The sequence below is a fragment of the Duganella sp. Dugasp78 genome (assembly GCF_059491455.1).
Window position 1 is genome coordinate 5,314,556 of sequence record NZ_CP168506.1, and the last position, 26,163, is coordinate 5,340,718.

General features: G+C 64.2%; 24 protein-coding genes and 1 pseudogene. 16 read left to right on the forward strand and 9 right to left on the reverse strand.

Annotated features, from left to right (window positions below):
- Positions 1-61: 61 nt before the first annotated feature.
- Entirely contained in the window at positions 62-1,006 is a 945-nt protein-coding gene (locus tag ACEN9O_RS23570) for a LysR family transcriptional regulator (RefSeq protein WP_495614232.1), read from the reverse strand.
- A gap of 223 nt (positions 1,007-1,229) precedes the next feature.
- On the opposite strand from ACEN9O_RS23570, the gene ACEN9O_RS23575 reads away from it, so the two are divergent.
- The 4 genes from ACEN9O_RS23575 to ACEN9O_RS23590 all read left to right on the forward strand — a co-directional run bounded on the left by ACEN9O_RS23575 (position 1,230) and on the right by ACEN9O_RS23590 (position 6,645).
- Positions 1,230-2,468, forward strand: a complete 1,239-nt coding sequence (locus ACEN9O_RS23575; RefSeq protein WP_495614233.1) for a urate hydroxylase PuuD — start codon at positions 1,230-1,232, stop codon at positions 2,466-2,468.
- Between the two features lie 108 nt (positions 2,469-2,576).
- On the forward strand, positions 2,577-4,202 hold the full coding sequence (locus ACEN9O_RS23580) for an HAL/PAL/TAL family ammonia-lyase (RefSeq protein ID WP_495614234.1): 1,626 nt from the start codon (positions 2,577-2,579) through the stop codon (positions 4,200-4,202).
- 190 nt (positions 4,203-4,392) lie between these two features.
- Positions 4,393-5,694, forward strand: a complete 1,302-nt coding sequence (locus ACEN9O_RS23585) for an NCS2 family permease (RefSeq protein ID WP_495614235.1) — start codon at positions 4,393-4,395, stop codon at positions 5,692-5,694.
- Positions 5,695-5,781: 87 nt separating this feature from the next.
- Positions 5,782-6,645: an outer envelope protein gene (locus ACEN9O_RS23590; protein WP_495614236.1), complete on the forward strand. Its 864-nt coding sequence runs from the start codon at positions 5,782-5,784 to the stop codon at positions 6,643-6,645.
- A 69-nt stretch (positions 6,646-6,714) separates the two neighbouring features.
- On the opposite strand, the gene ACEN9O_RS23595 is transcribed toward ACEN9O_RS23590, so the two are convergent.
- Positions 6,715-7,527, reverse strand: a complete 813-nt coding sequence (locus ACEN9O_RS23595; protein ID WP_495614237.1) for a beta/gamma crystallin-related protein — start codon at positions 7,525-7,527, stop codon at positions 6,715-6,717.
- An 83-nt stretch (positions 7,528-7,610) separates the two neighbouring features.
- Entirely contained in the window at positions 7,611-8,069 is a 459-nt protein-coding gene (locus ACEN9O_RS23600) for an Lrp/AsnC family transcriptional regulator (protein ID WP_116989168.1), read from the reverse strand.
- A gap of 126 nt (positions 8,070-8,195) precedes the next feature.
- On the opposite strand from ACEN9O_RS23600, the gene ACEN9O_RS23605 reads away from it, so the two are divergent.
- Entirely contained in the window at positions 8,196-8,495 is a 300-nt protein-coding gene (locus ACEN9O_RS23605; protein WP_495614238.1) for a hypothetical protein, read from the forward strand.
- On the opposite strand, the gene ACEN9O_RS23610 is transcribed toward ACEN9O_RS23605, so the two are convergent.
- Complete coding sequence (locus ACEN9O_RS23610; RefSeq protein ID WP_495614239.1) at positions 8,480-9,778, reverse strand: NCS2 family permease; 1,299 nt, start codon at positions 9,776-9,778, stop codon at positions 8,480-8,482. The two genes, ACEN9O_RS23605 and ACEN9O_RS23610, sit on opposite strands and share 16 nt — an antisense overlap.
- Positions 9,779-9,925: 147 nt before the next feature.
- Between ACEN9O_RS23610 and ACEN9O_RS23615 the strand changes: the two genes are divergently transcribed.
- Genes ACEN9O_RS23615 through ACEN9O_RS23625 form a run of 3 tightly spaced genes read left to right on the forward strand, consistent with a single transcriptional unit; the run spans position 9,926 to position 13,363 of the window.
- Positions 9,926-10,279, forward strand: coding sequence for an STAS domain-containing protein (locus tag ACEN9O_RS23615; protein ID WP_495614240.1), 354 nt, complete (start codon positions 9,926-9,928; stop codon positions 10,277-10,279).
- Complete coding sequence (locus ACEN9O_RS23620; RefSeq protein WP_495614241.1) at positions 10,276-11,244, forward strand: MBL fold metallo-hydrolase; 969 nt, start codon at positions 10,276-10,278, stop codon at positions 11,242-11,244. Before ACEN9O_RS23615 ends, ACEN9O_RS23620 begins: the two co-directional genes overlap by 4 nt.
- A gap of 7 nt (positions 11,245-11,251) precedes the next feature.
- Positions 11,252-13,363: a CHASE2 domain-containing protein gene (locus ACEN9O_RS23625; protein ID WP_495614242.1), complete on the forward strand. Its 2,112-nt coding sequence runs from the start codon at positions 11,252-11,254 to the stop codon at positions 13,361-13,363.
- Here ACEN9O_RS23625 and ACEN9O_RS23630 read toward each other — a convergent pair whose 3' ends face one another.
- A complete protein-coding gene (locus tag ACEN9O_RS23630) occupies positions 13,364-13,951 on the reverse strand; it encodes an OmpA family protein (protein ID WP_495614243.1) in 588 nt (195 codons plus the stop codon).
- 3 nt (positions 13,952-13,954) lie between these two features.
- A complete protein-coding gene (locus tag ACEN9O_RS23635; RefSeq protein WP_495614244.1) occupies positions 13,955-14,416 on the reverse strand; it encodes a FecR family protein in 462 nt (153 codons plus the stop codon).
- A 40-nt stretch (positions 14,417-14,456) separates the two neighbouring features.
- Here ACEN9O_RS23635 and ACEN9O_RS23640 point away from each other — a divergent pair, with 40 nt between their 5' ends.
- The gene (locus ACEN9O_RS23640; protein ID WP_495614245.1) at positions 14,457-14,876 is read left to right on the forward strand and encodes an ATP-binding protein; all 420 of its coding nucleotides are present in this window, start codon (positions 14,457-14,459) and stop codon (positions 14,874-14,876) included.
- 29 nt (positions 14,877-14,905) lie between these two features.
- Entirely contained in the window at positions 14,906-15,547 is a 642-nt protein-coding gene (locus tag ACEN9O_RS23645; RefSeq protein ID WP_495614246.1) for an FABP family protein, read from the forward strand.
- Positions 15,548-15,553: 6 nt separating this feature from the next.
- On the opposite strand, the gene ACEN9O_RS23650 is transcribed toward ACEN9O_RS23645, so the two are convergent.
- A complete protein-coding gene (locus tag ACEN9O_RS23650) occupies positions 15,554-17,920 on the reverse strand; it encodes a diguanylate cyclase domain-containing protein (protein WP_495614247.1) in 2,367 nt (788 codons plus the stop codon).
- A gap of 101 nt (positions 17,921-18,021) precedes the next feature.
- On the opposite strand from ACEN9O_RS23650, the gene ACEN9O_RS23655 reads away from it, so the two are divergent.
- The gene (locus ACEN9O_RS23655) at positions 18,022-18,684 is read left to right on the forward strand and encodes an HAD family hydrolase (RefSeq protein WP_495614248.1); all 663 of its coding nucleotides are present in this window, start codon (positions 18,022-18,024) and stop codon (positions 18,682-18,684) included.
- 123 nt (positions 18,685-18,807) lie between these two features.
- Here ACEN9O_RS23655 and ACEN9O_RS23660 read toward each other — a convergent pair.
- Positions 18,808-19,863: pseudogene (locus ACEN9O_RS23660) on the reverse strand (methyl-accepting chemotaxis protein); the annotation flags it as partial.
- Between the two features lie 377 nt (positions 19,864-20,240).
- On the opposite strand from ACEN9O_RS23660, the gene ACEN9O_RS23665 reads away from it, so the two are divergent.
- Entirely contained in the window at positions 20,241-20,471 is a 231-nt protein-coding gene (locus ACEN9O_RS23665; protein WP_495614249.1) for a hypothetical protein, read from the forward strand.
- A 495-nt stretch (positions 20,472-20,966) separates the two neighbouring features.
- On the forward strand, positions 20,967-23,309 hold the full coding sequence (locus tag ACEN9O_RS23670; RefSeq protein WP_495614250.1) for a WD40/YVTN/BNR-like repeat-containing protein: 2,343 nt from the start codon (positions 20,967-20,969) through the stop codon (positions 23,307-23,309).
- Positions 23,310-23,416: 107 nt separating this feature from the next.
- Here the strand turns inward: ACEN9O_RS23670 and ACEN9O_RS23675 are convergent, their stop codons facing one another.
- Positions 23,417-24,046, reverse strand: a complete 630-nt coding sequence (locus tag ACEN9O_RS23675) for a LysE family translocator (RefSeq protein ID WP_495614251.1) — start codon at positions 24,044-24,046, stop codon at positions 23,417-23,419.
- An 85-nt stretch (positions 24,047-24,131) separates the two neighbouring features.
- Here ACEN9O_RS23675 and ACEN9O_RS23680 point away from each other — a divergent pair, with 85 nt between their 5' ends.
- Genes ACEN9O_RS23680 through ACEN9O_RS23690 form a run of 3 tightly spaced genes read left to right on the forward strand, consistent with a single transcriptional unit; the run spans position 24,132 to position 26,160 of the window.
- Positions 24,132-25,094, forward strand: a complete 963-nt coding sequence (locus ACEN9O_RS23680) for a helix-turn-helix transcriptional regulator (protein ID WP_495614252.1) — start codon at positions 24,132-24,134, stop codon at positions 25,092-25,094.
- 32 nt (positions 25,095-25,126) lie between these two features.
- Positions 25,127-25,915: a DNA/RNA non-specific endonuclease gene (locus ACEN9O_RS23685; protein WP_495614253.1), complete on the forward strand. Its 789-nt coding sequence runs from the start codon at positions 25,127-25,129 to the stop codon at positions 25,913-25,915.
- Complete coding sequence (locus ACEN9O_RS23690) at positions 25,912-26,160, forward strand: hypothetical protein (RefSeq protein ID WP_495614254.1); 249 nt, start codon at positions 25,912-25,914, stop codon at positions 26,158-26,160. The genes ACEN9O_RS23685 and ACEN9O_RS23690 overlap by 4 nt, the downstream gene beginning before the upstream one ends.
- Positions 26,161-26,163 lie beyond the last annotated feature (3 nt).

Below are 26,163 nucleotides of genomic sequence, written 5' to 3' on the forward strand. Positions count from 1 at the left end.
GACTGTTTACCCCGCACACCGGAGGCCGGGGTCTGACCCCGTGGGGTCAGACCCCTTCGTCTTAGGGGTGCTTTGCGGTGAGGGCTTGCGCGGCTTGCGTGACTTGGTCGCGCAGCCACTTGTGCTCCGGTGCCTGGTGTACGCGTTCGTGCCATAGCTGGTAGAAGCGCATCGTCGGGAAGCGCACCGGTACCGTGAAGGTCTTGATCGGCAGGTTGCGCTCGTAGAAGCGCAGGTATTGGCGCCCGGTGGTCAGCACCATATCGGTCTGCGTCAACATGTAGGGAATCAGGCTGAAATACGCCGATTCCACCACCACGTTACGCTGGTAGCCCTGCTGCGCCAGGAAGGAGTCGATCACGCCGTGGAAGCCGGGCAGCGTGGGCGAGGGGGCCACGTGGGGCAGGCTCAGATAATCGTCCAGCGTCATGTCGTTGGAGTCGGTGCGCTTGGCGTAGGGGGCGTCGGCGCGCATGGCGCAGATGATCGGGTCTTCGAAGAGGCGCGACAGGTGCAGGTGCTCCGGCGGCTGCTCCCAGTTCCCGATCAGCAGATCGAGGTCGCCGTCGGACAGCATGCGGATCGCGTCCACCTCCGCGCCCAGGCTGTGGATGATGACCCGGCTCTTGGGCGATTCGCGTCGCAGGCGCGCCACAACGTTGGGCAGGAATTGAATATCGAGGTAGTCCGGTGCGCCGATGCGGAAGGTGCGCCCTTCCTCCTTGGAGGCGAACGGTGTCTTGTGCAGGAACAGCTGTCCCACTTCGTCGAGGATGCGTTTGGCGGGCGCCTTCAGGCTCTCGCCGTGCTGGGTCGGCACCATGCCACGGCCGCCGCGCACCAGCAGCGGATCGCCCGTAAGCTCGCGCAGTTTTTGCAGCGAGGCCGAGATGGAGGGCTGCGTTTGATCCAGTTTCATCGCGACGCGTGAAACGTTTTTCTCGCAGAGGAGCATGTACAGAATGCGTATGAGGTGCAGGTCGAGGTGGTCGGGAAGTTGTGCCATGATGGTCTATCTATAACGGTGAGCCTATTTTTAATATACGGCTACTGCCATACGAAAAGCCAGAATTAGTTTTATCGTTCGTCCCGCACCATGCGTATTCTGCGCGTGGTTTTCAATCGGTCGCAGCGGAGCTTTCAACAGTTCGCGGCCAAAATGGGAAATCATCCCAATCGTCTGGAGCGCCCGCGGTGGCAGACGAGCTTAATCCAATCATGGGGACAACATGGAACTGCTCGCTTACGGCGTGGACTGGCTCAATCTATTGGTGCGCTGGCTGCATCTCATCACGGGGATAGCGTGGATCGGCGCATCCTTTTACTTCGTCTGGCTGGACAACAGCATACGTCCGCCGAAGCCGGGTTCCGACCTGGCCAAGAAGGGCGTGTCCGGCGAGTTGTGGGCTGTGCATGGTGGCGGTTTTTACAATCCGCAGAAATACCTGGTGTCGCCGGCCGAACTGCCGTCGGACCTGCACTGGTTTAAATGGGAAGCCTACGCGACCTGGATCTCGGGCTTCTCGCTGCTGTTCATCGTCTACTACTTCAACGCTTCGGCGATGATGATCGATAAGTCGGTCGCGGACCTGACGCAGTTGCAGGCGATCGGCGTGGGCCTCGGCTCGCTGCTGGTGGGCTGGCTGTTCTACGACGCGCTGTGCCGCTCGCCGCTGGGCCAGAAGGATGGCTTGCTGGGTATTGTGATGTTCGTGTTCATCGTGGCGATGGCCTATGTGCTGACCAAGTTCCTGAGCGGCCGCGCTGCCTACATCCACGTTGGCGCCATGATCGGCACCATGATGGTCGGGAATGTGCTGATGCTGATTATTCCTGGTCAGCGCAAGCTGGTGGAAGCGATGGAGCAGGGGAAGTCGCCCGATCCTATCCACGGCAAGAAGGCCAAGCAGCGTTCCGTCCACAATAACTACTTCACGCTGCCGGTGCTGCTGATCATGATCAGTAATCACTATGCGATGACTTACAGCCATGCGTACAGCTGGGCGCTGCTGGGCGCGATCATCGCCGCCGGTGTGCTGATTCGTCACTTCTTCAATCTGCGCCATCATGGTAAGACTGCTTGGCAGTTCCCTGCGGCCGGTGTGGCGATTCTCGCTGCGGTTGCGGTGGTGATTGCGCCTCGTCCGGCGGCTGCACCTGCGCCAGCGATCGCCGGCGATACAGCCGGTGCGGCTCACGCCAGTGTTGCGGCGCCTGACTTCAACCGTGTGCAGGCGATCGTCAACCAGCGTTGCGTCAGCTGCCATGCTGCGCAGCCTACACAGCCTGGGTTTGCCACCGCGCCTGCCGGCATCATGCTGCACACGCCGGAGCTGATCCACCAGAACGCGGCCAAGATCAACCAGCAGGCCGTGGTGCTGAAGGCTATGCCGATCGGGAATATGACCAACATCACGCCAGAAGAACGCTCCGAACTCGGTGCGTGGTTCGCCGCCGGCGCCAATTAACACCCCGTTATTCCCGCGCAGGCGGGAATCCATACTGAGCTGGCTTCGACCGCTCAGCATGGGTCCCCGCTTTCGCGGGGACGACGTTGGATATCGAAAGAGATGATTATGACTACTACCACCATCAATGGTTTCAACCTGACCGCGGCCCAAGTTGTCGCCGTCGCCCGCGACCACTCCATCGAAGTGAACCTGGCCGCATCGTCGCGCGCCGCGTTGAAGGAAAGCCGCGACTACATCGAGTCGACCTGGATGCACGACGAGGCGCCGATGATGTACAGCTTTAACACCGGTGTCGGCATGCTGAAGGACACCCGCGTCAAGGTCCAGGACATCGTCCTGTTCCAGACGCAGCTGATCAAGGCCCACGCCTGCGGCATGGGCGAGCCGTTCTCCGAAGAGGTCAGCCGCGCCACCATGCTGTTGCGCGCCAATGCCTTCGCCAGTAACTACTCCGCGCCGCGCGTGGAAGTGGTCGACCGCCTGCTGGCTTTCGTCAACGCCGGCATCCATCCGATCATGCCGCAGAAGGGCTCAGTCGGCGCCTCGGGCGACCTGGCGCCGCTGGCCTACCTGGCAGCCGCCATCGCCGGCTTCGACGAAGCGGAAGTGATGTATAAGGGCCAGCGCATGTCGGCCCCCGACGCGATCCGCGCTGCCAACGTCGGCCCGGTCGTGTTTGAACTGAAGGCCAAGGATGCGTCGGCGCTGATCAACGGCTGCACCGTCTCGCTGGCGGTGGCGCTGCTGGCCGCCGCCGATGCGCGCAACATGCTGTCCGACGCCTGCCTGTCGCTGGGCCTGACGCTGGAAGCGATGCGCGCCGAGATGTCGGCCTTCGATCCGCGCATCCATGAGGCGCGCCCGCATGCTGGCCAGATCAAGACCGCCGCCATCATCCGCGACCTGCTGGACGGTTCCACCCGCACCACGCACGAAGCGCGCGCCGTGCAGTTCCCTGAAGAGCTGCGCCGCACCGACATCCCGTACACGGCCCGCATCCAGGACGTGTACTCGCTGCGCTGCGCGCCGCAGGTCTATGGCCCTGTGTTCGATGCGCTGGACTATATCGACACCATCCTCGACAAGGAAGTGAACTCCGCCACCGACAACCCGCTCATCTTCGGCAAGGACGGCGGCGGCTTCGAGATTATCTCCGGCGGTAACTTCCACGGCCAATACCTGGCGCAGGCGATGGACCTGCTGGCGATGGCGGTGGCGGACCTGGGCAGCATCGTCGAGCGCCGCGTCGCGCGCCTGATCGATCCTACGCTGTCGTGGGGCCTGCCGCGCAACCTGATGTCCGGCGTGCGCGGCGTGAACACCGGCTACCCGGTGATGCAATGCTCGCTCAGTTCCCTGGTGATGGAGAACCGCACGCTGTGCATGCCGGGCAGCGTGGACTCGATTCCGGCCAAGGGCAACAGCGAAGACCACGTGTCCAACTCCACGTGGTGCGCGCGCAAGGCCGCCACTGTGGTGTCGAACACACAGTACATTGTCGGCGTAGAAATGTTATTGGCCTCGCAGGCACTGACGATGACAGAAAATCTGCTACCCGGTTTTGTGCTCGGCAAAGGCACGCAGGCGGCCTACGAATCGGTGCGCGCGCAGATTCCGGCCTGCCTTGATGGCGACCGCTGGCTGCACAACGACCTCGAAGTGGCGCGCTCCTTCATCGTGAGCGGCTCGGTACGCAAGGCCGTGGTGTCGAAAATCGGCGAATTCGTTTAGGAGGGTTAAAACGGGGCTACGCCGTAATTCAATACGGCGCGCCCCGGCTGTTATAGGTCATAACAGATAGCAGGTATGCCACAGGATGAATTTCAAGCGGTGGCCCCTGAGATAAGGTCTAGGTCGATTGTTCCCATGTTTAATCGGCGGATGACACTAAAAGCAGTTAAAAATAGAACACGGAGACGTTATGTTATTTCTAGAAAAATTCTTCAAGCTGCAAGAGAACGGGACCGATGTTCGCACCGAGTTGGTGGCGGGTCTGACCACGTTCCTGACGATGGCTTACATCATCTTCGTCAATCCCTCCATCCTCGGTGACGCCGGCATGCCCAAGGGCGCCGTGTTCGTCGCCACCTGTATCGCGGCGGCGCTGGGCTGCCTGATTATGGGCCTGTACGCAAACTATCCGATTGCTATGGCGCCGGGCATGGGGTTGAACGCTTACTTCGCCTATGTGGTGGTCAAGGGCATGGGCATGCCTTGGGAAATGGCGCTGGGCGCGGTCTTCATTTCCGGTTGCCTGTTCCTGTTGGTCAGTATCTTCAAGCTGCGTGAGATGATCGTCAACGGCATTCCGCATTCGATCCGCACCGCCATCACCGTCGGCATCGGCCTGTTCCTCGGCCTGATCTCGCTGAAGAGCGCCGGCATCGTCGTCAGCAGCCCCGAGACGCTGGTGCGCGTGGGCGACCTGCACAAGGCGCCTACCTTGCTGGCCATCGTCGGCTTCTTCATCATCGTTGCGCTGGATCGCCTGAAGGTCAAGGGCGCGATCCTGATCGGCATCCTGGCCGTGACGGTGTTGAGCTTTTTCGTCGCCGGCAACCAGTTCAACGGCATCATCGATACGCCGCCTTCGCTGGCGCCGACTCTGTTCAAGCTGGATTTGATGGGCGCGATTTCGGTCGGCCTGCTGAACGTGGTGCTGGTGTTCTTCCTGGTCGAGCTGTTCGACGCCACCGGCACCCTGATGGGCGTGGCCAACCGCGCCGGCCTGCTGGTCAACGGCAAGATGGAACGTTTGAACAAGGCGCTGCTGGCCGACAGCACCGCCATCGTCACCGGTTCGCTGCTGGGCACCTCCAGTACCACCGCATACATCGAAAGCGCCGCCGGCGTGCAAGCGGGCGGCCGCACCGGCCTGACCGCCGTCGCCGTCGGCGTGCTGTTCCTGGCCTGCCTGTTCATCTCGCCGCTGGCCGGCGTGGTGCCTAGCTACGCCACGGCGCCTGCGCTGCTCTACGTTTCCTGCCTCATGCTGCGCGAACTGGTCGACATCGACTGGTCCGACACCACCGAAAGCGTGCCAGCCGCCATCGCGGCGCTGACCATGCCGTTCACGTACTCGATCGCACTTGGCGTGGCGTTCGGCTTCATCTCCTACGCGGTGCTGAAGCTGTTGACCGGCCGTGTGCGCGAAGTGCGTCCAGTGATCTGGGCGATCGCTTGCGTGTTCACCTTCAAGTTCGTCTACCTCGGCGCAGGCTGAGGAACTAACCCCAACGACTGTCCCGTCACCGGCGTGCCCTCACGGCGCCGGAGGGGATAGTCACGTCCTAAAATATGGAAAACTAAAATGAAAACGAGACAAATTCCACAGCTGCTGTGCATCGCCTTTTTGAGTCTGGCCGGATCGGCCCATGCCGCCGACTGGAGCGACACCTCCGTCAGCTGGCGTTACGGTAACGACTATCGCGAGCCGTTTAATCCGAACGACATCTCCAAGAACATCCTGGCGCTGACCCACGTCAGCGGCTATAAGTACGGCACCAACTTCTTCAACGCCGACTTCCTGATGTCGGACAAAAATGATCCGGCCTCGCTGACGCAGAAGTCCGGCGCCAACGAAGCCTATATCCTGTACCGCAACACGGTGGACCTGAGCAAGGTGACCGGCAGCGAATACAAATTCGGCCCGGTGCGTGGCCTGGGCATCACCGGCGGTTTCGACGTCAATACCAAGAACGACGTGGGCTACAACTCGCGCAAGCGCATGTTCGTACTGGGACCGACTTTTATGTGGAACGTGCCGGCCGGTCACTTCAACACCAGCCTGTTGCTGCTCAACGAGAGCAACGCGCCGAGCGGTGCCTTCCCTCCGATCTCCACCGTCAATGGACGCTATACCTACAAGACGCATGCGATGCTGTCGTCGGAATGGGGCATCCCAGTGGGTTCGCTGTTGGCCTTCGAGGGCTTTGCGAACTTTATCGCATCCAAGGGCAAGGACGAAACGGGCAACGATACCGGCGCCGAGACCAATATCGACATGCAGCTGATGTTTGACGCGGGCGCCGCCATGGGCCGCGCGAAGAACACCTTCCGCGTCGGCGTCGAGTACCAGTACTGGCGCAACAAGTTCGGCAACACCTCGGCCACCACCGGCGGCCAGGGCTACGTGGCCAAGACGCCGATGCTCCGGGCCGAGTACCACTTCTAAGCTGCTGCGACCGGGCAATCAAAGGGCAGCCGTGGCTGCCCTTTATTTCTTCGGTACCGGAGCTCAGGATCACATGCGCGGTTCGCCGGTGCTGGCGTTGACGGCGATGGTGTCGCCGGGAGCCGTGCTCATCTGTACGCGGTGTTGCTGGCCGCGATAGTTATACGTCACATCCCAGTATTCCGGCGTGGGGTTGCTGACGTTTTCGCAGCGGCGCACGTCACGGGCATAGCTTTGCGAGTTGCTGTTGTTGGCCATGTTGTTGCCGATGGCCGCGCCGGCAACCGCGCCGCCTGCCGTGGCGACGTCGCGCCCTGTGCCGCCGCCCACCTGGTGGCCCAGGATGCCGCCGATCAGCGCGCCGGCAATGACGCCGCCGACGTTGTTACCGCTGCGAGCCGGCTCCGTCACTTGCTGGCGTTCGACCCAGCAGCGTTGCTCGGGCGTGCCGACCACGGCGCGCACCGAGGTGATGGGCACGTCGATCACGCGCTCGCGCGGACGGCGGCGGTATTCGTAGGTTGGTTGCGGCAGCGGTGCCGGCGCTTCGTTGTCGTAGCGGACGCGATGGCCGACCGGGCGCACCGACGAGATGCGGTCGTTCATGCCCATGCCGCGCAGCGACTCGTAGCTGCCGCGGCGCAGCACCATGCAGTTGCCGCGGAAGTTGGCGTCGTCGCAGACCTCCCACTGGCCGCGTTCGACCACCACGGACGAGGCGCGGTCGTTGAAGCCGGCGCGCGAGAAGTCGTTGACCGGGCGGTCGGCGGTGAAGGTGCGGCCGCGCCAGCCGTCATGTTCGTAAAACGTGATTTGCGCCATGGCTTGCGACGCCAGTGTCAGCGTGGCCAGCGCGAAGGCAATTTTAGTAGGCTTGTTCATGGTCATCCTTTTATAGTTGTTCGAGCACCTGCACAATGCGCCGCTTCCGGCGGGCCATCTGTGCGGTCGACAACATAGCCGGATCAGGGTTCGACCGAATGCGCGCGTTTCAGGCAGCGCAGCACGAAGGTGGAGCGGCTGTGGCGCAGGCCGGGCAGCTTGTATAGTTTGCGGCGCAGGAATTCCTCGTATCCCGCCGTGCCGGCCACCGCCACCTTGATCAGGTAATCGTATTCGCCGGTCAGCAGGTAGGCTTCCATCACTTCCGGCAGGTCCGCCAGCGCCTGGCCGAATTTTTCGAAGATGTCGTCGTCGTGGCGGTCCAGCGTGACTTCGATGATGACGGTGTCCGGGTAGCCCAGCGCCTGCTGGCTGAGCAGCGCCGTGTAGCCCTCGATCAGGCCACCTTCCTCCAGCGCCCGCACGCGGTTCCAGCATGGTGTGGTGGAGAGGCCGACCTTTTCCGCCAGCTTGGTGTTGCTCAGGCGGCCGTCACGGCGCAGTTCGCGCAAGATGCGGCGGTCGAGTTCGTCGATTTCCATGTTACCTGCCCATAAAAGATGATTATTCCCGATATTTTACATGGGACGGGATAATCTCCTTTGTTAGGCCGTATATCGAGCAAAACAAAGGAGCCTATTTTGCCGGCTCCCGGATATTCTGGTTGCATGAATACCACACAAAAAAGCTACCGATTTTGTATCGAGCCGGACGATCCCATCGCCACGCTGGAAGCGGTGTTGGCGATTGTGCGCCGGTTGGGACTGGAGTTGCGCAGCCTGCGCACGACCACGCATCCGCAGGGCGTGGACGTGCAGCTGCGGCTGGCGGCGCAGGACGAGGACCCGCTGACGCTATGCCGCATGCGGCTCAACAACGTGGTCGGCGTCCTGGCGGTGCGGGAGATGCCGACGCTGGTGGCATCCCCGGAGCGGGCGATGGCTGGCCGCGCTCAGGCCTTCAGGTAGGCGTACTTGAACAGGAACAGCGCGGCGATCACCCACACCACCGGCTTGACCTGACGCGCTTGGCCGGTCAGCAGTTTCAGGCCGGCATAGGTGATGAAGCCGAACGCGATGCCGTGGGCGATGGAGTAGGTGAACGGGATCACCAGCGCAGTGATGGCGGCCGGCACGCTCTCGGTGGTGTCGCTCCAGTCGACCTCGACCAGGTCGCGCAGCATCAGGCAAGCGACGAACAGCAGCGCCGGCGCGGTGGCGTAGGCCGGCACCACGCCGGCGATGGGCGCGAAGAACAGCGCCGCCAGGAACATCAGCGCCACCACCAGCGCCGTCAGGCCGGTGCGTCCGCCGGCCTGCACGCCGGCCGCGCTTTCCAGATAGGCCGTGGTGCTGGAGGTGCCGAGCATGGAGCCGGCCACGATGGCGCAGCTGTCGGCCAGCAGCGCCTTGTTCAGGCGCTTCATCTTGCCGTCGACCAGCAGGCCGCCACGGCTGGCCACGCCCATCAGCGTGCCGGTGGCGTCGAACAGTTCAACCAGGAAGAACACCAGCACCACGTTGAACAATCCTATCGAGGCTGCGCCTTTCAAGTCGAATTTGAACAACGTGGGCGCCAGCGACGGCGGCAGCGACATGAAGCCGTGAAAGGTGTTCCCGCCGAAGAAAAAGCTCATCACCGTCACGGCCACGATGCCAATCAACAGCGCACCCGGCACCCGCAGCCGGTCCAGCGTGACGATCAGCAGGAAGCCGAAGACGGCCATGATGGTCTGCGGCTTGTGCATGTCGCCCACGCGCACCAGTGTCTCGGGGCTGGCGACCACCAGGCCGGCGCCCTTCATGGCGATCAGCGCCAGGAACAGACCCAGGCCTACGGTGATGGCCACCCGCAGCGAATGCGGTATGCCGTTGACGATCCATTCCCGCACCTTGAACACGCTCACCAAAATGAACAGGCAGCCCGAGATGAACACCGCGCCCAGCGCCGATTGCCAGGGCACGCCCATGCCCAGCACCACGGCGTAGGCGAAGTAGGCGTTCAGGCCCATGCCCGGCGCCATGCCGATCGGGTAGTTGGCGTACAGGCCCATGATGACGGTGCCCAGCGCGGCCGCCAGGCAGGTGGCGACGAACACGGCGTCCTTCGGCACGCCGGCGTCGCCCAGGATGGCGGGGTTGACGAAGATGATGTAGGCCATCGTCAGGAAGGTGGTCACGCCCGCGACTACTTCGGTCCGGACGTTGCTGCCATGCTCAGTGAGCTTGAAAAATTTGTCGAGCGGCGACATGTGCGTTCTCCCTGATTGCGTCGAGGTCGGAAGAATATCATGCGCAGGCGATTCTCCTCGGAATTGCTTATTGCACAGAAAGATGTAAAAATGGAAAAAATCAGGACAAAACGCCATCTTTAGCCGCACAGCGCACAGGGCACCCATATGGAACTTCAACCGCAGCAAGCCGGCAGCACGGTGGTGCTCAGCCCCGCCGGCCGCATCGATCATACCCACGCCGACGCTTTCAAGCTCGCACTCGACCCGCACCTGCGCGACTGCACCAGGGACGGCGCCGGGCTGGTGCTCGATTTCAGCAACGTCAATTACATCAGCAGCATAGGCCTGCGGGCGCTGATGTTGGCGATCAAGCAGGTCAAGGCGCAGGGCGGACGCATGGTGCTGGCCGCGTTGCAGCCGCTGGTGCTGGAGGTGTTCACCATCAGCCGCTTCGACATGCTGTTCGAGATCTTCCCGGACCGCGCCGGCGCGCTGGCAGCCGTGGGCGGCGCCTCATGAAAGCCCGCATCTGGGGCGCGCGCGGCTCGCTGCCGGTGGCGCTGAACCACAAGCAGATCCGCTCCAAGCTGGTGACGGCGCTGGAAGGCGCCATCGGCCGCAACCTCGATACGCCGGAGAAGGTGGCGTCGTATATCGACAACGACCTGGGCTTCGATGTGCGCGGCACCTACGGCGGCAATTCCAGCTGCGTCGAGGTCGAGGTGTGGAACCCGGACACCACGCACGAACATATCATCCTCGACCTGGGCTCCGGCGTGCGCGCCCTGGCCGGCGCCAAGCTGGCGCGCTACGGCCCGGCCAAGCCGCAGACCTACCATGTGTTCATGTCCCATCTCCACTGGGATCACATCATGGGCTTCCCGTTTTTCACGCCGGCCTACATACCCGGCAACCGTATCATCATCTACGGCTGCCATGCGGAGCTGGAGACGGCCTTCCGCCGCCAGCAGGAGCCGATCAGCTTCCCGGTCGGCTTCCACCAGCTGGGCGCGACCATCGAGTTTGTGCAGATGGAGCCTGGGGTTCCGCTGCGCCTGCACGACCTGACCGTGACCGCCAAGCTGCAGCTACATGCGGGCGACTCCTACGGCTACCGCCTGGAGCAGGGCGGCAAGGTCATGATCTACAGCACCGACTCCGAGCACAAGCTGGATAACGCCGCCGAACGCGTGGCCTTCGTCGACTTCTTCCGCGACGCCGACCTGGTGATCTTCGACGCCATGTATTCGCTGGCCGATTCGATATCGGTGAAGGCCGACTGGGGCCACTCCAGCAACGTGGTCGGCGTCGAGCTATGCCAGCTGGCCGGGGTGCACCAGCTTTGCCTGTTCCACCACGAACCCATCTACGACGACGCGCAGATCGCCCGTGTGCTGGCCGAGACGCGGCGCTACGCCGAGATCACCGGCGAGGCGCCGCTGGAAATCGTCTCCGCCTACGACGGCATGGAAATCGAACTGTAAGCGCGGCATGCTGCTCCGTTTGCGAACCCAGGCCCTGGGCGGCGTGCGCGCAGGCCAGGGCAGGCCGCTGGCGCTGGTGCTGGCCTGCCTGCTGGCCGTGGCGCTGGCCGCCGGCGGCGACGGCCTGCTGCCGCAACTGCGGCTTGCCTTGTTCAACGCCTACCAGGTCCACTTTCCGCGCCAGCGCGCATCGGGGCCGGTCCAGATTATCGCCATCGACGAGTCCTCGCTCAAGGAGTTCGGTCAGTGGCCTTGGCCGCGCACCCGCCTGACCGAGTTGATAGGACGGATCAACGCCCAGCAGCCATTGGCCATCGGCCTCGATATCCTGATGCCGGAGCCGGATACCACTTCGCCCGAGGCGCTGGCTGCCCGGCTGCCGGCCGGTGCGTTGCGCGACAGCCTGGCGGCGCTGCCCGCGTACGACGATGTGCTGGCGGCGGCCATGCGGCGTGCGCCGATAGTGCTGGGCGCGGCCGGTTTCGAGCATCCCGAGGCCGGCACCAGCGATGCGCTGCGCGTGTGGCCGGTGCATGTGAAGGCGGCGGCGTCGTCGCTGCCGGTGATGCGCTTCCCGCAGGCGATGTCCAGCTTGCCCTTGTTGCAGGCGGCTTCCCGGGGACAGGGCCTGTTGTCGGTGCATCTGGAAAAAGGCATCGTGCGGCGCGCGCCGCTGGTCGGCGCAATCGGTGAGACCCTGGTGCCGGCGCTGTCGATGGAATTGCTGCGCGTGGCCACCGGCAGTTCCGCGCTGGAGGTCGAGGCTGACGCCGACGGCGTCCACAGCGTGTCAGTCGGCGACCTGCGCGTTCCGACCGCGCCCGATGGTACGGTGTGGGTCAACTACTCCGAGCCTGCGATGGACCGCTACATCTCGGCGCTGGATGTGATGCGCGGCCGCCTGGCCGACGGCGCGCTGCAGAACAAGATCGTCATCGTCGCCATGACCGGCTTGGGCCTGACCGACTACAAGACCAATGCGCGCGGCGACTTCATGCCCGGCGTGGATACGCATGCGCAGATGATAGAGAGCTTCTTCGATGGCGCCTTCCTGCGCCGCCCCGAATGGATGCGCTGGGCCGAGGTGGCGACGTTCGGCGCGTGCAGCCTGCTGCTGGTGTGGCAGCTGCCCAAGTTGCGCCTGCTGCTGGCCGTGCCGTTCGGCGGCGCGCTGGTGCTGGCCACGTACGGCGTTGGCGTCTTGCTGTTTGCGCGGGCCGGCTTGCTGTTCGATGCGACCAGCGTGGCGTGTGCCGTGGTCCTGATCGGACTAAGCCTGTTGACCAGCATGCTGGCGGCGGCGGTGCGCGACCGCAAGCACAGCGAACGCGCCTTGCAGGTGGCGCGTGTCGCCGCCGCCAAAACCGCCGGTGAGTTGGGGGCGGCGCGGCGCATCCAGATGGCGACGCTGCCGCTGGCCGCGCTGTCCTTCCCCGGCGAGCGGCGCTTCTCGCTGGAGGCCTTGCTGGAGCCCGCGCGCGAAGTGGGTGGCGACCTGTATGATTTCTTCATGCTGGACCGCGACCGTGTGTTCTTCATGGTCGGCGATGTGTCGGGCAAGGGCTTGCCGGCCAGCCTGTTCATGGTGGTGGCGAAGGCACTCTCCAAGAGCATCGCGCTGCGCGGACCGTCGGAGATGGCGGCCATCATGAACGGCGCCAACCGCGAGCTGACCCGCGAGAATCCGGAGATGCTGTTCGTGACCAGCGTGGCCGGCATATTGGATGCGTCGAGCGGCCAGGTTTTCCTCTGCAACGCCGGTCATGACGCGCCGCGCCGGCTGACCGTGGATGGCCGCGTCGAGCACCTGCAAGCGGCCGACGGCCCGCCGCTGTGCGTGTTGGACGATTTCGAATATCCGGTGCAGCGCTACCAGCTGCAAGCCGGCGAATGCCTGTGCCTGACCACCGACGGCATCAACGAGGCGATGAACGAAGCAGGGGACTTGTACGGCAATGAACGGCTGGACCGCTTGCTGGCCGCACTGCCGGCCACCGAGGCTGCCACGCCCGCCGCAGTAGTGCGGGCGGTGCGTGACGATGTGCGCCTGCACGTGGGACAGGCCGAACCTTCGGACGACCTGACCTTGCTGGTGCTGCGCTGGGACGGAGTGGCCTGATCAGCGCACGCGGATTTCGACGCGGCGGTTGCGCGGCTCGTCCACGCCGTCGGCGGTAGGCACCAGCAGCTCACGCTCGCCGCGTCCCTGCACGGTGATGCGGTCGGCGTCGATGCCCACTTCCACCAGCAGGCGCTTGACGGTGGCCGCGCGCCGCAGCGACAGCTGGTCGTTGTAATCCTGCTTGGCGACGGTGTCTGTATGGCCGATGACGATGATCTCGGGAGCGGGGCGCGACGCCAGCTGCGCCTTGATGTCCGCCAGCCGCGCCGCCGATTCCGGCACCAGCGCGTCGGTGTCGGTGATGAAGTACAAGGTGAATACCGCCGCCCGTTGCGGCATCGCGCTCAGCGTGGAGGCGTAGCGCTTGCCGATGTCTGCGCTGTTGCCGGCGCTGACTATGGCGCCCTTGCTGTCAATGGAGGCGGTCTGGTAGGGCTGGTCGAGCACCGTGTCGACACCGGCGGTGGTGATGATCACCGCGCTGGCCTTGCCGTCCTGGCTGGGGAGCAGTGTGATTTGTTCGGTCGGGGTACGTTGCTGCGACACGGCGGCCAGCAGGCAGGCGATCCAGATCAGCATAGCCATGCTTTACTCTCCATCTTTGACGTCGATAACGAATTCGGTGCCGCGCACTCCCAGGATGGAAGTCGGGGTGCGGAACTGCACCGCGCCCGGCGATTGCTTGGATAGCTTGCCGGAGATGACGCCCAGCGTGCCGCGCTTGACGGTGGCATTCAGCACGCCGTCGTGCGAGGTCGGATCGAAAGCGTATTTTTCCAGCCACACGTTGCTGTTCGGGCCCACCGCCAACAGCGTCTCGTCGCGCAGCGTGATACCTACGCTGCCGTCGGCGCCGGTGACCACGCGGTCGCTGGCCATCAGCGCGGCGCCGGCCGCCGCAGGGGTCTGTTTGCCGGCGTGCTCTATGGCGGCGGCACCCTTGGTGGTCTTGATCATGCCGGCCGGCTGTTCGGCGGCGCTGGCGGCGCCTATGGCGAGCAGGGCGGCCGCTGTGGCAAGGGTCGCAACGGCGGCTTTTAAGTTTTGCATGATTCTTCTCCTGAGATGAGCATTCCGATAATATGCTCGAATGGACAGAAAAGAAACCGGTATTGCGCACCTCTTGCGGTTTCCGGCGCGGCTGGACGCGGTCTCCGGTGCGATGTCGTTTGCCGCGATGGCGCTGCAACAGGCTGGCCTTGGGCCGGGCATGGTCGCGCGCGCGGAACTCATATTGGAGGAGCTGCTGCGTAACAGCATCCTGCACGGCCACGGCGGCGACAGCTCGCATTCGGTGTGGGTCGGCGTGGATGGCGGGCGCCTGGTGTACGAGGATGACGCGCCGGCCTTCAATCCGCTCACCGAGGGGCCACAGCCGCCCGATCCGGCCCGCCCTGTCGAGGAGCTGGCGGTGGGCGGAGTGGGGCTGCTGCTGATACGGCAGTTGGGCAGCGCGGTGGCCTATCGTTATGTCGAAGGACGCAACCGTATCGAGATCACCTTACAATAGCGACTATCACCAACCACCCAGGATTTTGCATGAGCGAGTTTTCCAAAGATATCTACACCGAGCCAACCCCGATCGACATCAACACCCTGGACAACCTTGGTCCGCTGGCGCCGATGGCGGGCATCTGGAAGGGCGAGCGCGGCCTCGATATCAAACCGAAAGCGGATGGTCCGCGCAAGCAGGCCTACGTCGAGCGCATCGAGTTGCAGCCTATCGATCCGGTCACCAATGGTCCGCAGCTGTTCTACGGCTTGCGCTACCTGATCATCATTAACAAGCCTGGCCAGGCCAAGACCTATCACGAGCAGGTTGGCTACTGGCTGTGGGAACCCGCCACCAGCACCGTGATCCAGACGCTGGGCATCCCGCGCGGCCAGATCGCCATGGCCTCGGCCGTGGTGGCGCCGGACGCGAAGGAGTTTGAACTGGTGGCGCGGCTGGAGTCCGATACCTACGGCATCCGTTCCAATCCCTTCCTGGAATATGGCTTCAAGACCGTCGAGTACCGCATCAAGGTCACCATCAACGATGACGGCAGCTGGGGCTACGAGGAAGACACCGTGATGATGATACGCGGCCAGGACGAACCGTTCCACCACGTCGATCGCAACCTGCTGTTCAAGGTGTCCGAGCCGCTGCCGAATCCGCAGGCGAGCGGCATCCCTGCCTGATATCGCCTAATCGGCGAGCGCGTAACCGTCGCGGCCATCGCGTTTGGCCGCGTACAGCGCGCCGTCGGCGCGGGCCACCAGTTCGGCCGCGGTTTCCGTGTCGTGTTGGTGCAGCGCGATGCCGATGCTGGTGGTGATTTGCATAGGCTTGCCGGCGATCTCGAACGGCCGCCGCACCGATTCGATGATCTTGGCCGCCAGCCGCGCGCATTCGCCGGGGCCGTCCACCTGTTCCAGCACGATCACGAACTCGTCGCCGGCCAGCCGCGCCACCGTATCCGAGGCGCGCACATTGCCCACCAGCCGCGAGGCGAATTCCTTCAGCACGGCGTCGCCGGCGCCGTGGCCCAGCGTGTCGTTGATGGTCTTGAAGTTGTCGATGTCCAGGTAGGCCAGCGCCAGCGGCCGGCGGTTGCGCCGGGACCGCACCAGCGCCAGTTGCAGGATCTCTTCGAACATCAGGCGATTGGCGATGCCGGTCAGCGTGTCGATGCGCGCCAGTTGCGTCAGGCGCTCTTCGATTTCCTTCATGCGCGTGGTGTCGTGCGTCAGCGAGTAGATGCCGATCACCGTGCCGTCGGCCGCGAGCTCCGGCACGAAGGTGGTCTCCAGCGTGTGCAGGCTGCCGTCGATCTGCGCCTTCAGTTCGTAGGTGACGTTCTGGCCGTGATAGGCCAGCGCCAGATGCGGCTCCGCGTGCTCGTAGTGATCGCGGCCTATGCCATCGACCAGGTGGCGGCCGATCAGCCGGCCCGGGTCCACGCCGAACCACTGGAAGAAGGTGGCGTTGACGAACTGGAAGCGGCGCTTCTGGTCCAGGTAGCAGATCAGCACAGGCAGATTGTCGGTCAACAGTTTCAGGCGTTTTTCGCTGGCGGCCTGGCGCAGCTCGGCGTTCTTGCGCTCGGTGATGTCGACCGCCATGACGTAGACGCCGACGACGCTGCCGTCGGCCGCGATGTCCGGTATCAGGTCGCCCATGACCTGTTGCGGCAGACCGTCCTTGCGGCCCTCGCGTTCGTAGTGCACACGGTCGCCGCGCAGGGCCGCCTCGTGGTATGGCGCGATGGAGGCGACGAAATCCTTGCCCAGCACCTCGGACATGGTCCTGCCTATCATCGCCTGCGGATCGAGGCCCAGCATGGTGCGGAAGTATTCGTTGGTGAAGTGGTAGCGGTAATCCCGGTCGATATACGCGACGATGGCGGGGAGGCTGTCGGCGATCATGCGCAGGCGCTTTTCGCTGGCGGCGATCAGGGATTCGCTGGCGCGTATCGCCTCCTGCGCCTGTTCGCGCTCCGCCATCAGTTCGTGGAAGGCGCCGCTCAATTCGCCGATCTCGTCGCGGCGGCGCCGTTGCAGCACGCTGATGCCGGCCTCGCCGCTGCGGATGTCGTTGATGTTGCTGCGCAGCCGGCCCAGGGGCTTGAGCAGGACCTGGATCGCCAGCCACGCCATCAGGCCGGCCAACGCGGCGAAGGCGCCGGCCGCCAGCATCGCGTGGCGGCGCATTTCGATCATGGGCGCGAAGGCCTCGTCGACCGGGAAGCGGGCGCCGATGATCCAGTTGGTCGAGGACAGGTGCTTGTACGAGTAGATGCCGTCGCTGCCGTCCTTGTTGGCCGCTTCGGTCCATCCTTCGAAACCCTGCAGTGCCATTTCGGTGGCGCGGTTGTAGCCCGGCCGCGCATTGATGTGTTCCAGCAGCCGCTTGGGATTAGGGTGGTGCACCAGGATGCCGCCGGTGGTCATGATGAACACATAGCCTGTCTTGCCGGGCTTTTGCGCGGCGATCTGCGCCAGGAAGTCGGAGTGGATCAGATCGATGGTGGCGCCCAGCAGCATCACTGCCTTGCCCTGCTTGTTCAGCACCGGCTGGATGAACATGATGGCGGGCTTGCCGGACAAGATGCTCTTGAACGGCGGCGATACCACCGCACGGCCGCCGGCCAGCACCTTTTGCATGTAGGCGTGCGCCCGCGCATCCAGCGCCAGCACGGCGGCGCCTTCGCCATTGGTGTGTATCAGGACGCCGTTCTGGTTGAAGATATGCAGGTTGAGGAATTCCCTGCGTATGGCCGGATGGCGGGCGACGAAGGCGCTCATGCGCTCGGGGTCCTGGCCGGCGTCGGGCGGCATGTCGTCGACCAGGCTGGCCAACAGGGTTCTTTTCGCGGCGATCTGGGCATCCAGCTGGGCGGCCGCGGAGGAAAGCAGGGTGTATTGCTGGTCGCCGATCACGCTTTTCATATCGCGTTCGGCCAGCACCAGCGCTACCCAGGTGACGATGACGGTCGCAGCCAGCACCAGCATGACGACCACCACCGTCATGCGGAATTTAAGGCTGCGAGGCAGCAGTGCTAAAACGGCCATCTTGCTCTGTTCTAAGTATGTTGGACGGAGTATTACATACCCGGCCCCGCAAGGCCAGCGGGTACAATGCGCGCTGTGACGATTTACACGGGACAGTGACGATGCTGCAGGCGATTTTGTGGGATAACGATGGCGTGTTGGTGGATACCGAACGCCTGTTTTACGAGGCGAACCGGGAGCTGTTCCGGCCATTGGGGCTGGAGCTGAGCGAACAGCACTTCTTCGACTGGTACCTGGCCGACAACTGTGGCGCGTGGCATCTGCTCGATCCGCAAATGGACCAGGCAGGGATGGATGCCTGGCGCAGCGAGCGCAATCGCCGCTACGCCGCCACGCTGGCTTCCGAACGGATACCTGCCATCGACGGCGTCGGCGCCGTGCTGGCCAGCCTGTCGCCGCGCCTGCGCATGGGCGTGGTCACCAGCGCCAACCGCGAGCACTTCGAGATCATCCATCACCGCCTGGATTTGCTGCCGCATTTTGAATTCGTGTTGACGGAAGAGTCCTATGCGACCAGCAAGCCGTCGCCGGAGCCTTATCTGCTGGGGCTTGAGCGGCTGGGCGTGCAGGCCGGCGAGTGCCTGGTGGTGGAGGACTCGCCGCGCGGCCTGCAGGCGGCGACGGCGGCCGGCATCCGCTGCATCATCCTGCGCAATGAGCTGACGCGCGGGCATGACTTCCCCGGCGCCTGGCGCGTGGTCGACACCATGCCGCAGCTGCTGGCCGAAATCGAGTTGCTGATCGCGGCGCCTGCCGCTACTTAAGGGCGCTTCGAAAAACTAGCAAACTGTCGTTCCCGCGCAGGCGGGACGGTCCGCCGTCGCGGTCCATGCTGAGACTATGGGCACGCGGGGTGTGGATTCCCGCCTGCGCGGGATTGACGTCCCTTAACCGCCCGACGAGGAGCGGCGCGGCGGCGTTTTCAGTTCGGCGAAGTGTTCCGACGGATCGATGCTGGCGCGCCGCGCCGATTTGATCGGCTTGACGACGGCGCTTTTGCGCGGGCCGTCGCCGCTGATCTTGAACACGCCCACCGCCGCTTGCAGATGCGCCGCCTGGTCGCGCATGGTGGTGGCGGCGGCCGAGGCCTGCTCCACCAAGGCGGCGTTCTGCTGCGTGGTCTGGTCCATTTCGACGATGGCGCCGTTGATGTGTTCAATGCCGGACAGCTGCTCCTGGCTGGCGGCGGCGATGTCGCTCATGATGTCGGTGACGCGGCGCACGCTGGCGACGATCTCGGTCATCGTCACGCCGGCCTGGTCGACCAGCCGCGCGCCGGCATCGACCTGGTCGACCGAGTCGCCGATCAGGCCCTTGATTTCGCGGGCGGCGGCGGCGGAGCGCTGCGCCAGATTGCGCACCTCGTTCGCGACCACGGCGAAGCCTCGTCCCTGTTCGCCGGCGCGCGCCGCTTCCACGGCGGCGTTCAGCGCCAGGATGTTGGTCTGGAAGGCGATGCCGTCGATGACGGCGATGATGTCGACGATCTTGCGCGCGGAGGCGTTGATCGAGGCCATGGTGTCGACCACCTGCGCCACCACCGCGCCGCCCTGGCCGGCGACGGCCGACGCCGACACCGCCAGCTGGTTGGCCTGGTGGGCGTTGGCGGCGTTCTGCTTGACGGTGGAGGTGAGCTCCTCCATCGAAGACGCGGTCTCCTCCAGCGAACCGGCCTGGCGTTCGGTGCGCTCGGACAGGTCCATATTGCCGGCGGCGATTTCTGCCGACGCCGTGCCGATGGCTTCGGTGCCGCCGCGCACTTCGGAAACGATGCCGATCAGGCTGGCGTTCATTTCTTTCAGCGCGGCCGACAACTGGCCGATCTCGTCGCGCGAGCGCACTTCGATATTGGAGCTGAGGTCGCCGCTGGCCACGGTGCGGGCCACCCGCACCGCGTGACGGATCGGGCCGACGATGCCGCGTGTGATGAGCCAGGCGGTAAACAGGCTCATCACGCCGCCGGCCACGCCGAGGGCGATCATCAGCTCGCTGTAGAAGGCGGCGATCCGCTGGGCGTTGCCGGTAGCGTGTTCCACGCTGGTGGCGCGCAGGCCCAGGATGCCCACCGCGACCACCACGGCCATCATCAATGTTGTGAGTGAAAATGCAATTGTCAGGCGGGGCCCTATCTTTATGTCGGCAATGTTCATGTCTCGTCTTTTTTATGTTTGTAAGAACCGGTATTTGCTCCGGGGAACGGAAAGTGTATCAGCGAACGGTCGTGCGAATCTATAACTTTTAGCAATATTTGGCTGCCGTGCGACGACAATGTTGCGCTTTCGGTAGCATGGTTATGCAGACCAGAGTAAAGGAGTCCATCATGCCCAAAGGAGCGAGTCCCAAGCGCGAGCGCGAATACAAGGAACTGGAACATAAATTCGAGAAGGAAGGCCGCTATCCGGGCCGCGAGGAGGAGGTGGCGGCCCGCATCGTCAACAAGCAGCGGGCCGAGGCCGGTGAGACCAAGGACAGCAAGCCGGCGCCGCGCGGCGGCACCGGACACCGGCGCGCCAATACCACGCGGGCCGCGCGCCGCAAGAAGGCGTCTTGACAACTTTCACCTATTTATGGCAAATCGATGTAAAATAGCAAGCAGAGTTGTCGCAATTGAAATGAAACTAAGCCTCTGGTAGGGCGGATGTTTGGAAGGGCTGGAACCGTCATGGTTCCAGCCCTTTTTTGTTATGCGTCCAACATAGCCAGATGTCTACGCAAGCCACGAGAGCACGTAGGCGCAGAAGAAATATCCCTTTAATTTCTCGCAACTAAATATTCACTCGCTGGGATCGCATGATTGCTGAATGATAGTTTTATGACATCTTGAATTGTGAAATTTTATTCAGCCATTTGATGATTTTTAATATTGCGGTAGGCAGTCCCTTCTCCGCACACTGCCCGAGCAGTGCGAAATATAAAAAATGGACCCCAAGACATTTTCTACCGGGAGCGTGTCTACCGGACTCCCCGGCGGCGCGTGCCGTATCTCTTCGCTCGAAGATGCTCCAAGGTCGTTCGTTGACAATCTATAAATGGAGGAGACACAATCATGAGGCAAAACAACAACTTGATCATACCGGCCTTGCTGGCCACCTTGCTGGCCGGCTGCGGTGGCGATAGCGGAACCACCGCAGCCGCGCCGGCCCGCACCCTCGCTGGCGCGATCACCAGCACTGCCCTCGCCGGCGCGGCGGCCACCAGCTGGACCAGCGCGAAGTGGGGCGGCGGCGGCTACGTCCCCGGTCTGATCTACCATCCGGTCAACTCGAGCGTCATGTACGCGCGCACCGACGTCGGCGGCGCCTACCGCTGGAATAATTCGAACGGTTCGTGGACGCCTATCACCGACGGCCTCGGCTTCGGCGGGGGCGAAGGTCGATTCCACGGCGTCGAAAGCCTCGCCTTGGATCCAACCAACGACAATAAGGTGTACTTGACCACGGGCATCGCCACGACCAGCTGGGACGGCAGCGCCCTGTACAACGGACGCATCTATGCATCCAGCGACCGCGGCGCCACCTGGACGCACTACGACCTGCCATTCCCGGTGGGCGGCAACGAGAAAGGCCGCTCCACCGGCGAACGCCTGAAAGTCGACCCCACCAATCCGTCGATCATGTTCTACGCCTCGCGCACGGCCGGCCTGTGGAAGAGCACGGATTCGGGCCAGACCTGGACCCAGACCAGTTTGGCGAGCAAGGTACTGACCGGCACCGAGATCAATGCGATGGGTGGTTCGGTGGGCGTCGAGCAGATCATGTTCGACAATTCGAACGTGGGCGGCGGCGGCACGACCTGGATCCTGTATGCCACCGTCGCGCCGGACTACGTGCAAAAGGCGGGCCTGAGCTCGACCATGTACAAGTCCACCAACGGCGGCTACTCGTGGACGCCGGTGTCGGTGCCGTCCAACGTCTCCGGCTACTACGTCCCGCACATGGTGCGCACCACCGACGGCAACTACTACGTGGCATTCAGCGGGACCGCCAGTCCGGGCGGCTCCGGTCCCGGCGTCCTCTACCGGTTCGGCGGCGTGACCAACGGCGAGACCTGGACCCAGCTCGCCAGCACCAATCAGGGCGCCTACGGCGGCGTGTCCGTCTATGGCAACGGCTCGACGGCCCGCATCGCGCTGACCGTGACCTCATGGAACAACGGCCAGCAGGCCGTCCAGTTGTCCGACAACGGCGGCGCCACCTGGCGCGAAATCGCGGACGGCATGACGCATTGGGGCGGCGGCTACCGGGGCTGGGTGGACGACATCGAGATCGATCCGGGCAACAAGGATCACATCATGCACGTCACCGGCGGCGGCGTCTGGGAAACCTGGAACGCGTCGTCGGCCACGCCGAGCTGGGACTTCCCGGTCAACAACCTGGAGGAAACCGTCACCCTGTCGCTCGCCACGCCGCCGGCCGGCGCGTCGTACAAGTTCGTCAACAGCGCGGGCGACATCAACACCTGGGTCCAGACCGACCTCGCGGCGACACCAACCAGGACGCCGACGAGCGCATTTGGCAATGGCCTCGCCGCCGACGTGTTGTGGTCCGATTCGTCGTACATCGTCGCTGCCGGCTACGCCGCCAACCCCGACGTCCCCTACGGCTCCTGGTCCGGCGACAGCGGCGCCACGTGGTCGAACTTCGCGACCTTGCCCAACGGTGCCCATACCGACGCCACGATGAGCATCGTGACGACGTCGCGCAACAACGTCGTCTGGGCGCCCGCCAACACGATCCCGTCCTACACCACGAACAATGGTGCGAGCTGGACCCAGGTCAGCGGCCTGTCCGTGCCCAATAACAACGGCATCTCTAACGCCTATCGTCTGGTGGTCGACCGCCAGAGTCCGAACAAGGTCTACGCCTTCGATGGGGGCGGCGCGCCGTGGATGAACACGACGGGCAAGGTCTATCTCTCGACCGACAGCGGCCATTCGTTCACGCTGGTCCAGGGTTCGGTCACGGCGAACTTCGCCAAAAATCTGTTCGGGATCACGACGATGGTGGGCAACCCCAATGCCTCGGGCGACCTGTGGGTAGCCGACGGCAACACCGTGTACCACTCGACCAATGGCGGCGCGAACTGGACCAACGTGTCCGGCTTCGCGACGGTCGCCGCCAGCGGCTCGACGGATACGCTACAGGGGGCCAGCAAGATCGCGCTTGGCAAGGCGGCGACAGGCTCGTCGTACTCGGCCGCGGTCTACGTCGTCGGCACCAGGAGTGGCGTGTGGGGCATCTACCGCTCCGACGACGGCGGTGCGACCTGGTCGCGTTTCAACGATGACGCCCACCAGTACGGCGGCATCGGCGCGATCGCGGGCGACTGGAACACCGATGGCCGCATTTACTTCAGCGGCGCCGGCCGCGGCGTGATCTACACCAACTGAGCAGTACGTCCCTGAGTAGCGCATGACTGCTGCGGCACCGGAAGCGGGCCGCAGCGGTTTTTTCAGTCCACCTGGCCCGGCTGGCACCGTTTGAAGTCATGCCGCTTTCAGGCCCAGGCCTGGCTGGCGCTGAGCACGGCGGTCAGTATCAGCAGCGCGCCCATGATGCGGGCGGCAACCGTGGCGGCCGCCGGATGGCTGGCGAACCAGCCGCTGGCGCCGCTGGCGGCGTAGGCCAGCGCGCCGTAGACGCCTAGCTGGGTCAGCGCGGTGATGCCGCCCAGTACGCCCGATTGCACCCACAGCGGCCCCTGGCCCGGCTTGAGGAATTGCGGGAAGATCGCCAGCATGAAGATGTAGGCCTTGGGGTTGAGCAGGCTGGTGGTCAGCGCGCGGCGGAAGATGACGGCGTCGGCCATCACCTCGGCGCCCGGTGTCGGGTGGAAGATGCTGTCGCTGCGCAGCAGGCTGTAGCCCATCCAGGCGATGTAGACCGCGCCGGCCAGCAGCATGATCCGAAACAGCGGCGGCCAGTATTGCAGCACCACCGCCACGCCCAGCGCGCCCATGCACAGGTGGCAGAAGCCGCCGGCGATGATGCCGCCCACCGCCGCCATGCCGGAGCGGCGCCCGCCCAGCATCGAGCTGCCCATGACGAAGGCCATGTCCAGGCCGGGCAGGGCGATCACGCCGAATACCACGACAAAATACAGCCCGAGGTTGGCGGTTTGACTCATGTTTTGCTCCTTTGTTGGTGTGTTTGCGCAAGCTTAGCGATTAAATAGGACGGATTTGGCCCTATAAATCTGCTATCTTTACGGCATGTACCATCCAACCACCCGCGTGCTGGCAGTGCTGGAACTGCTGCAGACCCATGGCCGCATGAGCGGCGCCGACCTGGCCAGCCGGCTTGGCGTCGACGGCCGCACTTTGCGCCGCTACATCGTCATGCTGGAGCAGATCGGCATACCGATCACGGCCGAGCGCGGTCGCTACGGCGGCTATGCGCTGATGCCTGGCTTTAAGCTGCCGCCGATGATGTTCACCGACGACGAGGCGCTGGCCCTGTCGCTGGGCTTGCTGGCGGCGCGTGGCTTGGGGCTGGCAGAGGCGGCGCCGGCGGTGGCCAGCGCCCAGGCCAAGCTGGGCCGCATCATGCCGGACGGCTTGCGTCAGCGCGTGGACGCCATCGACGAGACGGTGCGCTTGGACCTGCGTTCCATCGTCCAGCAGGGCGGGGCGCCGCCGGACAATGCGGCGCTGAGCGCGCTCAGCCTGGCCGCCAAGGCGCGCCGGCGCGTGCATCTGCACTACCGTGCCGGCGGCGTCGACACTGAACGGGATGTGGATACCTACGGCCTGGTGTATTACGGCGGCTTCTGGTATGCCCTCGGCCACTGTTATTTGCGCGGCGATATCCGCACCTTCCGCCTCGACCGCGTGCTGCGGGTGGCGCCGGCGCGCGGCCAGTTCCAGCCGCCGGCCGGCTTCGACGCGCTGGAGCACCTGCGGCGCTCGGTGGCTTCGCTGCCGCGCAAGTTCACCGCCAGGATCTTGCTGGACACCGACCTGGATGCCGCGCGGCGCGCTTTCATCGACACCATCGGGCTGTTTGAGCAGACGCCCGACGGCATCTTGCTGCACAACCAGTCCGATGAGCTGGGCTGGCTGGCGCGGCAGCTGGCGGCGGCGCCGTTCGGCTTCACGGTGCTGGAGCCGCCGGCCTTGCGCGACGAGCTGCGCACGGTTGCCGCGCGCTTGTTGCAGGCGGCCGAGCTCCGCTAGAATGCCGCCACGTCAATTTATCCGAAGAAAATATGTATCTGATTCAACGAACCGTCGCCGCGGCGGCGCTCGCCTGCGGACTGCTGGGCGCCAGCCCGGCCTGGGCCGGCAACTGTCCGGCGCACTATGTCGATGGCCGCCTGCCGGAAATCCACAACGTCAAGATGACCGCCGCCACTACCGAGCTGTGCTATGGCGTGTTCGGCGTCATGTATTCCGGGATCACCCGTACGCCGCTGTGGTCGGCCGAGCATCTGACCGCCGACAATGTCGAAGCGGCCAAGAACCTGTCGCGCGAGAACTCCTTCCACACCGAGCCGCAGCTGCCGGCCGGCCAGCGCGCCGAGCTGACGGACTACGCCCGCAGCGGCTACGACCGCGGCCACATGGCGCCAAATGGCGATATGCCGGACCGCGAGACTCAGCACGAAAGCTTCACCCTGGCGAACATGGTGCCGCAGGACGCGGATAATAACCGCCATATCTGGGCCGGCATCGAGGGCGCGGTGCGCAAGCTGGCGCGGAAGGAGGGCGATTTGTACGTGATCACGGGACCGGCCTTCATCGGCGGCAATCTGCAAAAGGCAGGCAACGTGCTGGTGCCCACGCATTTGTACAAGCTGGTGTACAGCCCGCGCCAGCGCGCGGGGGCCGCGTTCTTCATTGAAAACCGTGCCGATGCCGAATATGAAACACTGAGCGTGGCGCAGCTGGAGGCGCGGGTGGGCATCAACCTGCTGCCGTCGCTGCCGGCGTCCCAGAAAGAGGCGATGTTGCGCCTGCCGAAGGTCAAACCACGTAAGTCCCGGAGCCAGTCATGAGCAAATTTGTCCCCTATGCCAACGAATCAGACGTACTGAACATCGGCCGGCTGATGATCGAGAACCGGCTGGATCGCATCACCCTCAGCGGCGACGTCGACCTGACAGCCGACCAGGCCGGACTGGCCGATGCCCGCGCCCTGCACGCGCTGCTGGGCGCGGTGGTGGCGCGGCTGGAGGCGCAACAACTGCCCGCCAAACTGCCGCCGCCGCCAGGTGAAACCGTGCCGAATCCTTTTGCCTAGGTG

Bases quoted from the DNA above. Each gene is read 5' to 3' on its own strand.
- ACEN9O_RS23655 (WP_495614248.1), top strand. From the start codon at position 18,022: ATGCTGCAGGCGATTTTGTGGGATAACGATGGCGTGTTGGTGGATACC.
- ACEN9O_RS23605 (WP_495614238.1), top strand. From the start codon at position 8,196: ATGAATACCACACAAAAAAGCTACCGATTTTGTATCGAGCCGGACGAT.
- ACEN9O_RS23590 (WP_495614236.1), top strand. From the start codon at position 5,782: ATGAAAACGAGACAAATTCCACAGCTGCTGTGCATCGCCTTTTTGAGT.
- ACEN9O_RS23580 (WP_495614234.1), top strand. From the start codon at position 2,577: ATGACTACTACCACCATCAATGGTTTCAACCTGACCGCGGCCCAAGTT.
- ACEN9O_RS23620 (WP_495614241.1), top strand. From the start codon at position 10,276: ATGAAAGCCCGCATCTGGGGCGCGCGCGGCTCGCTGCCGGTGGCGCTG.
- ACEN9O_RS23645 (WP_495614246.1), top strand. From the start codon at position 14,906: ATGAGCGAGTTTTCCAAAGATATCTACACCGAGCCAACCCCGATCGAC.
- ACEN9O_RS23585 (WP_495614235.1), top strand. From the start codon at position 4,393: ATGTTATTTCTAGAAAAATTCTTCAAGCTGCAAGAGAACGGGACCGAT.
- ACEN9O_RS23595 (WP_495614237.1), bottom strand. From the start codon at position 7,527: ATGAACAAGCCTACTAAAATTGCCTTCGCGCTGGCCACGCTGACACTG.
- ACEN9O_RS23635 (WP_495614244.1), bottom strand. From the start codon at position 14,416: ATGCAAAACTTAAAAGCCGCCGTTGCGACCCTTGCCACAGCGGCCGCC.
- ACEN9O_RS23610 (WP_495614239.1), bottom strand. From the start codon at position 9,778: ATGTCGCCGCTCGACAAATTTTTCAAGCTCACTGAGCATGGCAGCAAC.
- ACEN9O_RS23600 (WP_116989168.1), bottom strand. From the start codon at position 8,069: ATGGAAATCGACGAACTCGACCGCCGCATCTTGCGCGAACTGCGCCGT.
- ACEN9O_RS23575 (WP_495614233.1), top strand. From the start codon at position 1,230: ATGGAACTGCTCGCTTACGGCGTGGACTGGCTCAATCTATTGGTGCGC.
- ACEN9O_RS23630 (WP_495614243.1), bottom strand. From the start codon at position 13,951: ATGGCTATGCTGATCTGGATCGCCTGCCTGCTGGCCGCCGTGTCGCAG.
- ACEN9O_RS23570 (WP_495614232.1), bottom strand. From the start codon at position 1,006: ATGGCACAACTTCCCGACCACCTCGACCTGCACCTCATACGCATTCTG.
- ACEN9O_RS23665 (WP_495614249.1), top strand. From the start codon at position 20,241: ATGCCCAAAGGAGCGAGTCCCAAGCGCGAGCGCGAATACAAGGAACTG.
- ACEN9O_RS23680 (WP_495614252.1), top strand. From the start codon at position 24,132: ATGTACCATCCAACCACCCGCGTGCTGGCAGTGCTGGAACTGCTGCAG.
- ACEN9O_RS23615 (WP_495614240.1), top strand. From the start codon at position 9,926: ATGGAACTTCAACCGCAGCAAGCCGGCAGCACGGTGGTGCTCAGCCCC.
- ACEN9O_RS23690 (WP_495614254.1), top strand. From the start codon at position 25,912: ATGAGCAAATTTGTCCCCTATGCCAACGAATCAGACGTACTGAACATC.
- ACEN9O_RS23625 (WP_495614242.1), top strand. From the start codon at position 11,252: ATGCTGCTCCGTTTGCGAACCCAGGCCCTGGGCGGCGTGCGCGCAGGC.
- ACEN9O_RS23675 (WP_495614251.1), bottom strand. From the start codon at position 24,046: ATGAGTCAAACCGCCAACCTCGGGCTGTATTTTGTCGTGGTATTCGGC.
- ACEN9O_RS23640 (WP_495614245.1), top strand. From the start codon at position 14,457: ATGGACAGAAAAGAAACCGGTATTGCGCACCTCTTGCGGTTTCCGGCG.
- ACEN9O_RS23685 (WP_495614253.1), top strand. From the start codon at position 25,127: ATGTATCTGATTCAACGAACCGTCGCCGCGGCGGCGCTCGCCTGCGGA.
- ACEN9O_RS23650 (WP_495614247.1), bottom strand. From the start codon at position 17,920: ATGGCCGTTTTAGCACTGCTGCCTCGCAGCCTTAAATTCCGCATGACG.
- ACEN9O_RS23670 (WP_495614250.1), top strand. From the start codon at position 20,967: ATGAGGCAAAACAACAACTTGATCATACCGGCCTTGCTGGCCACCTTG.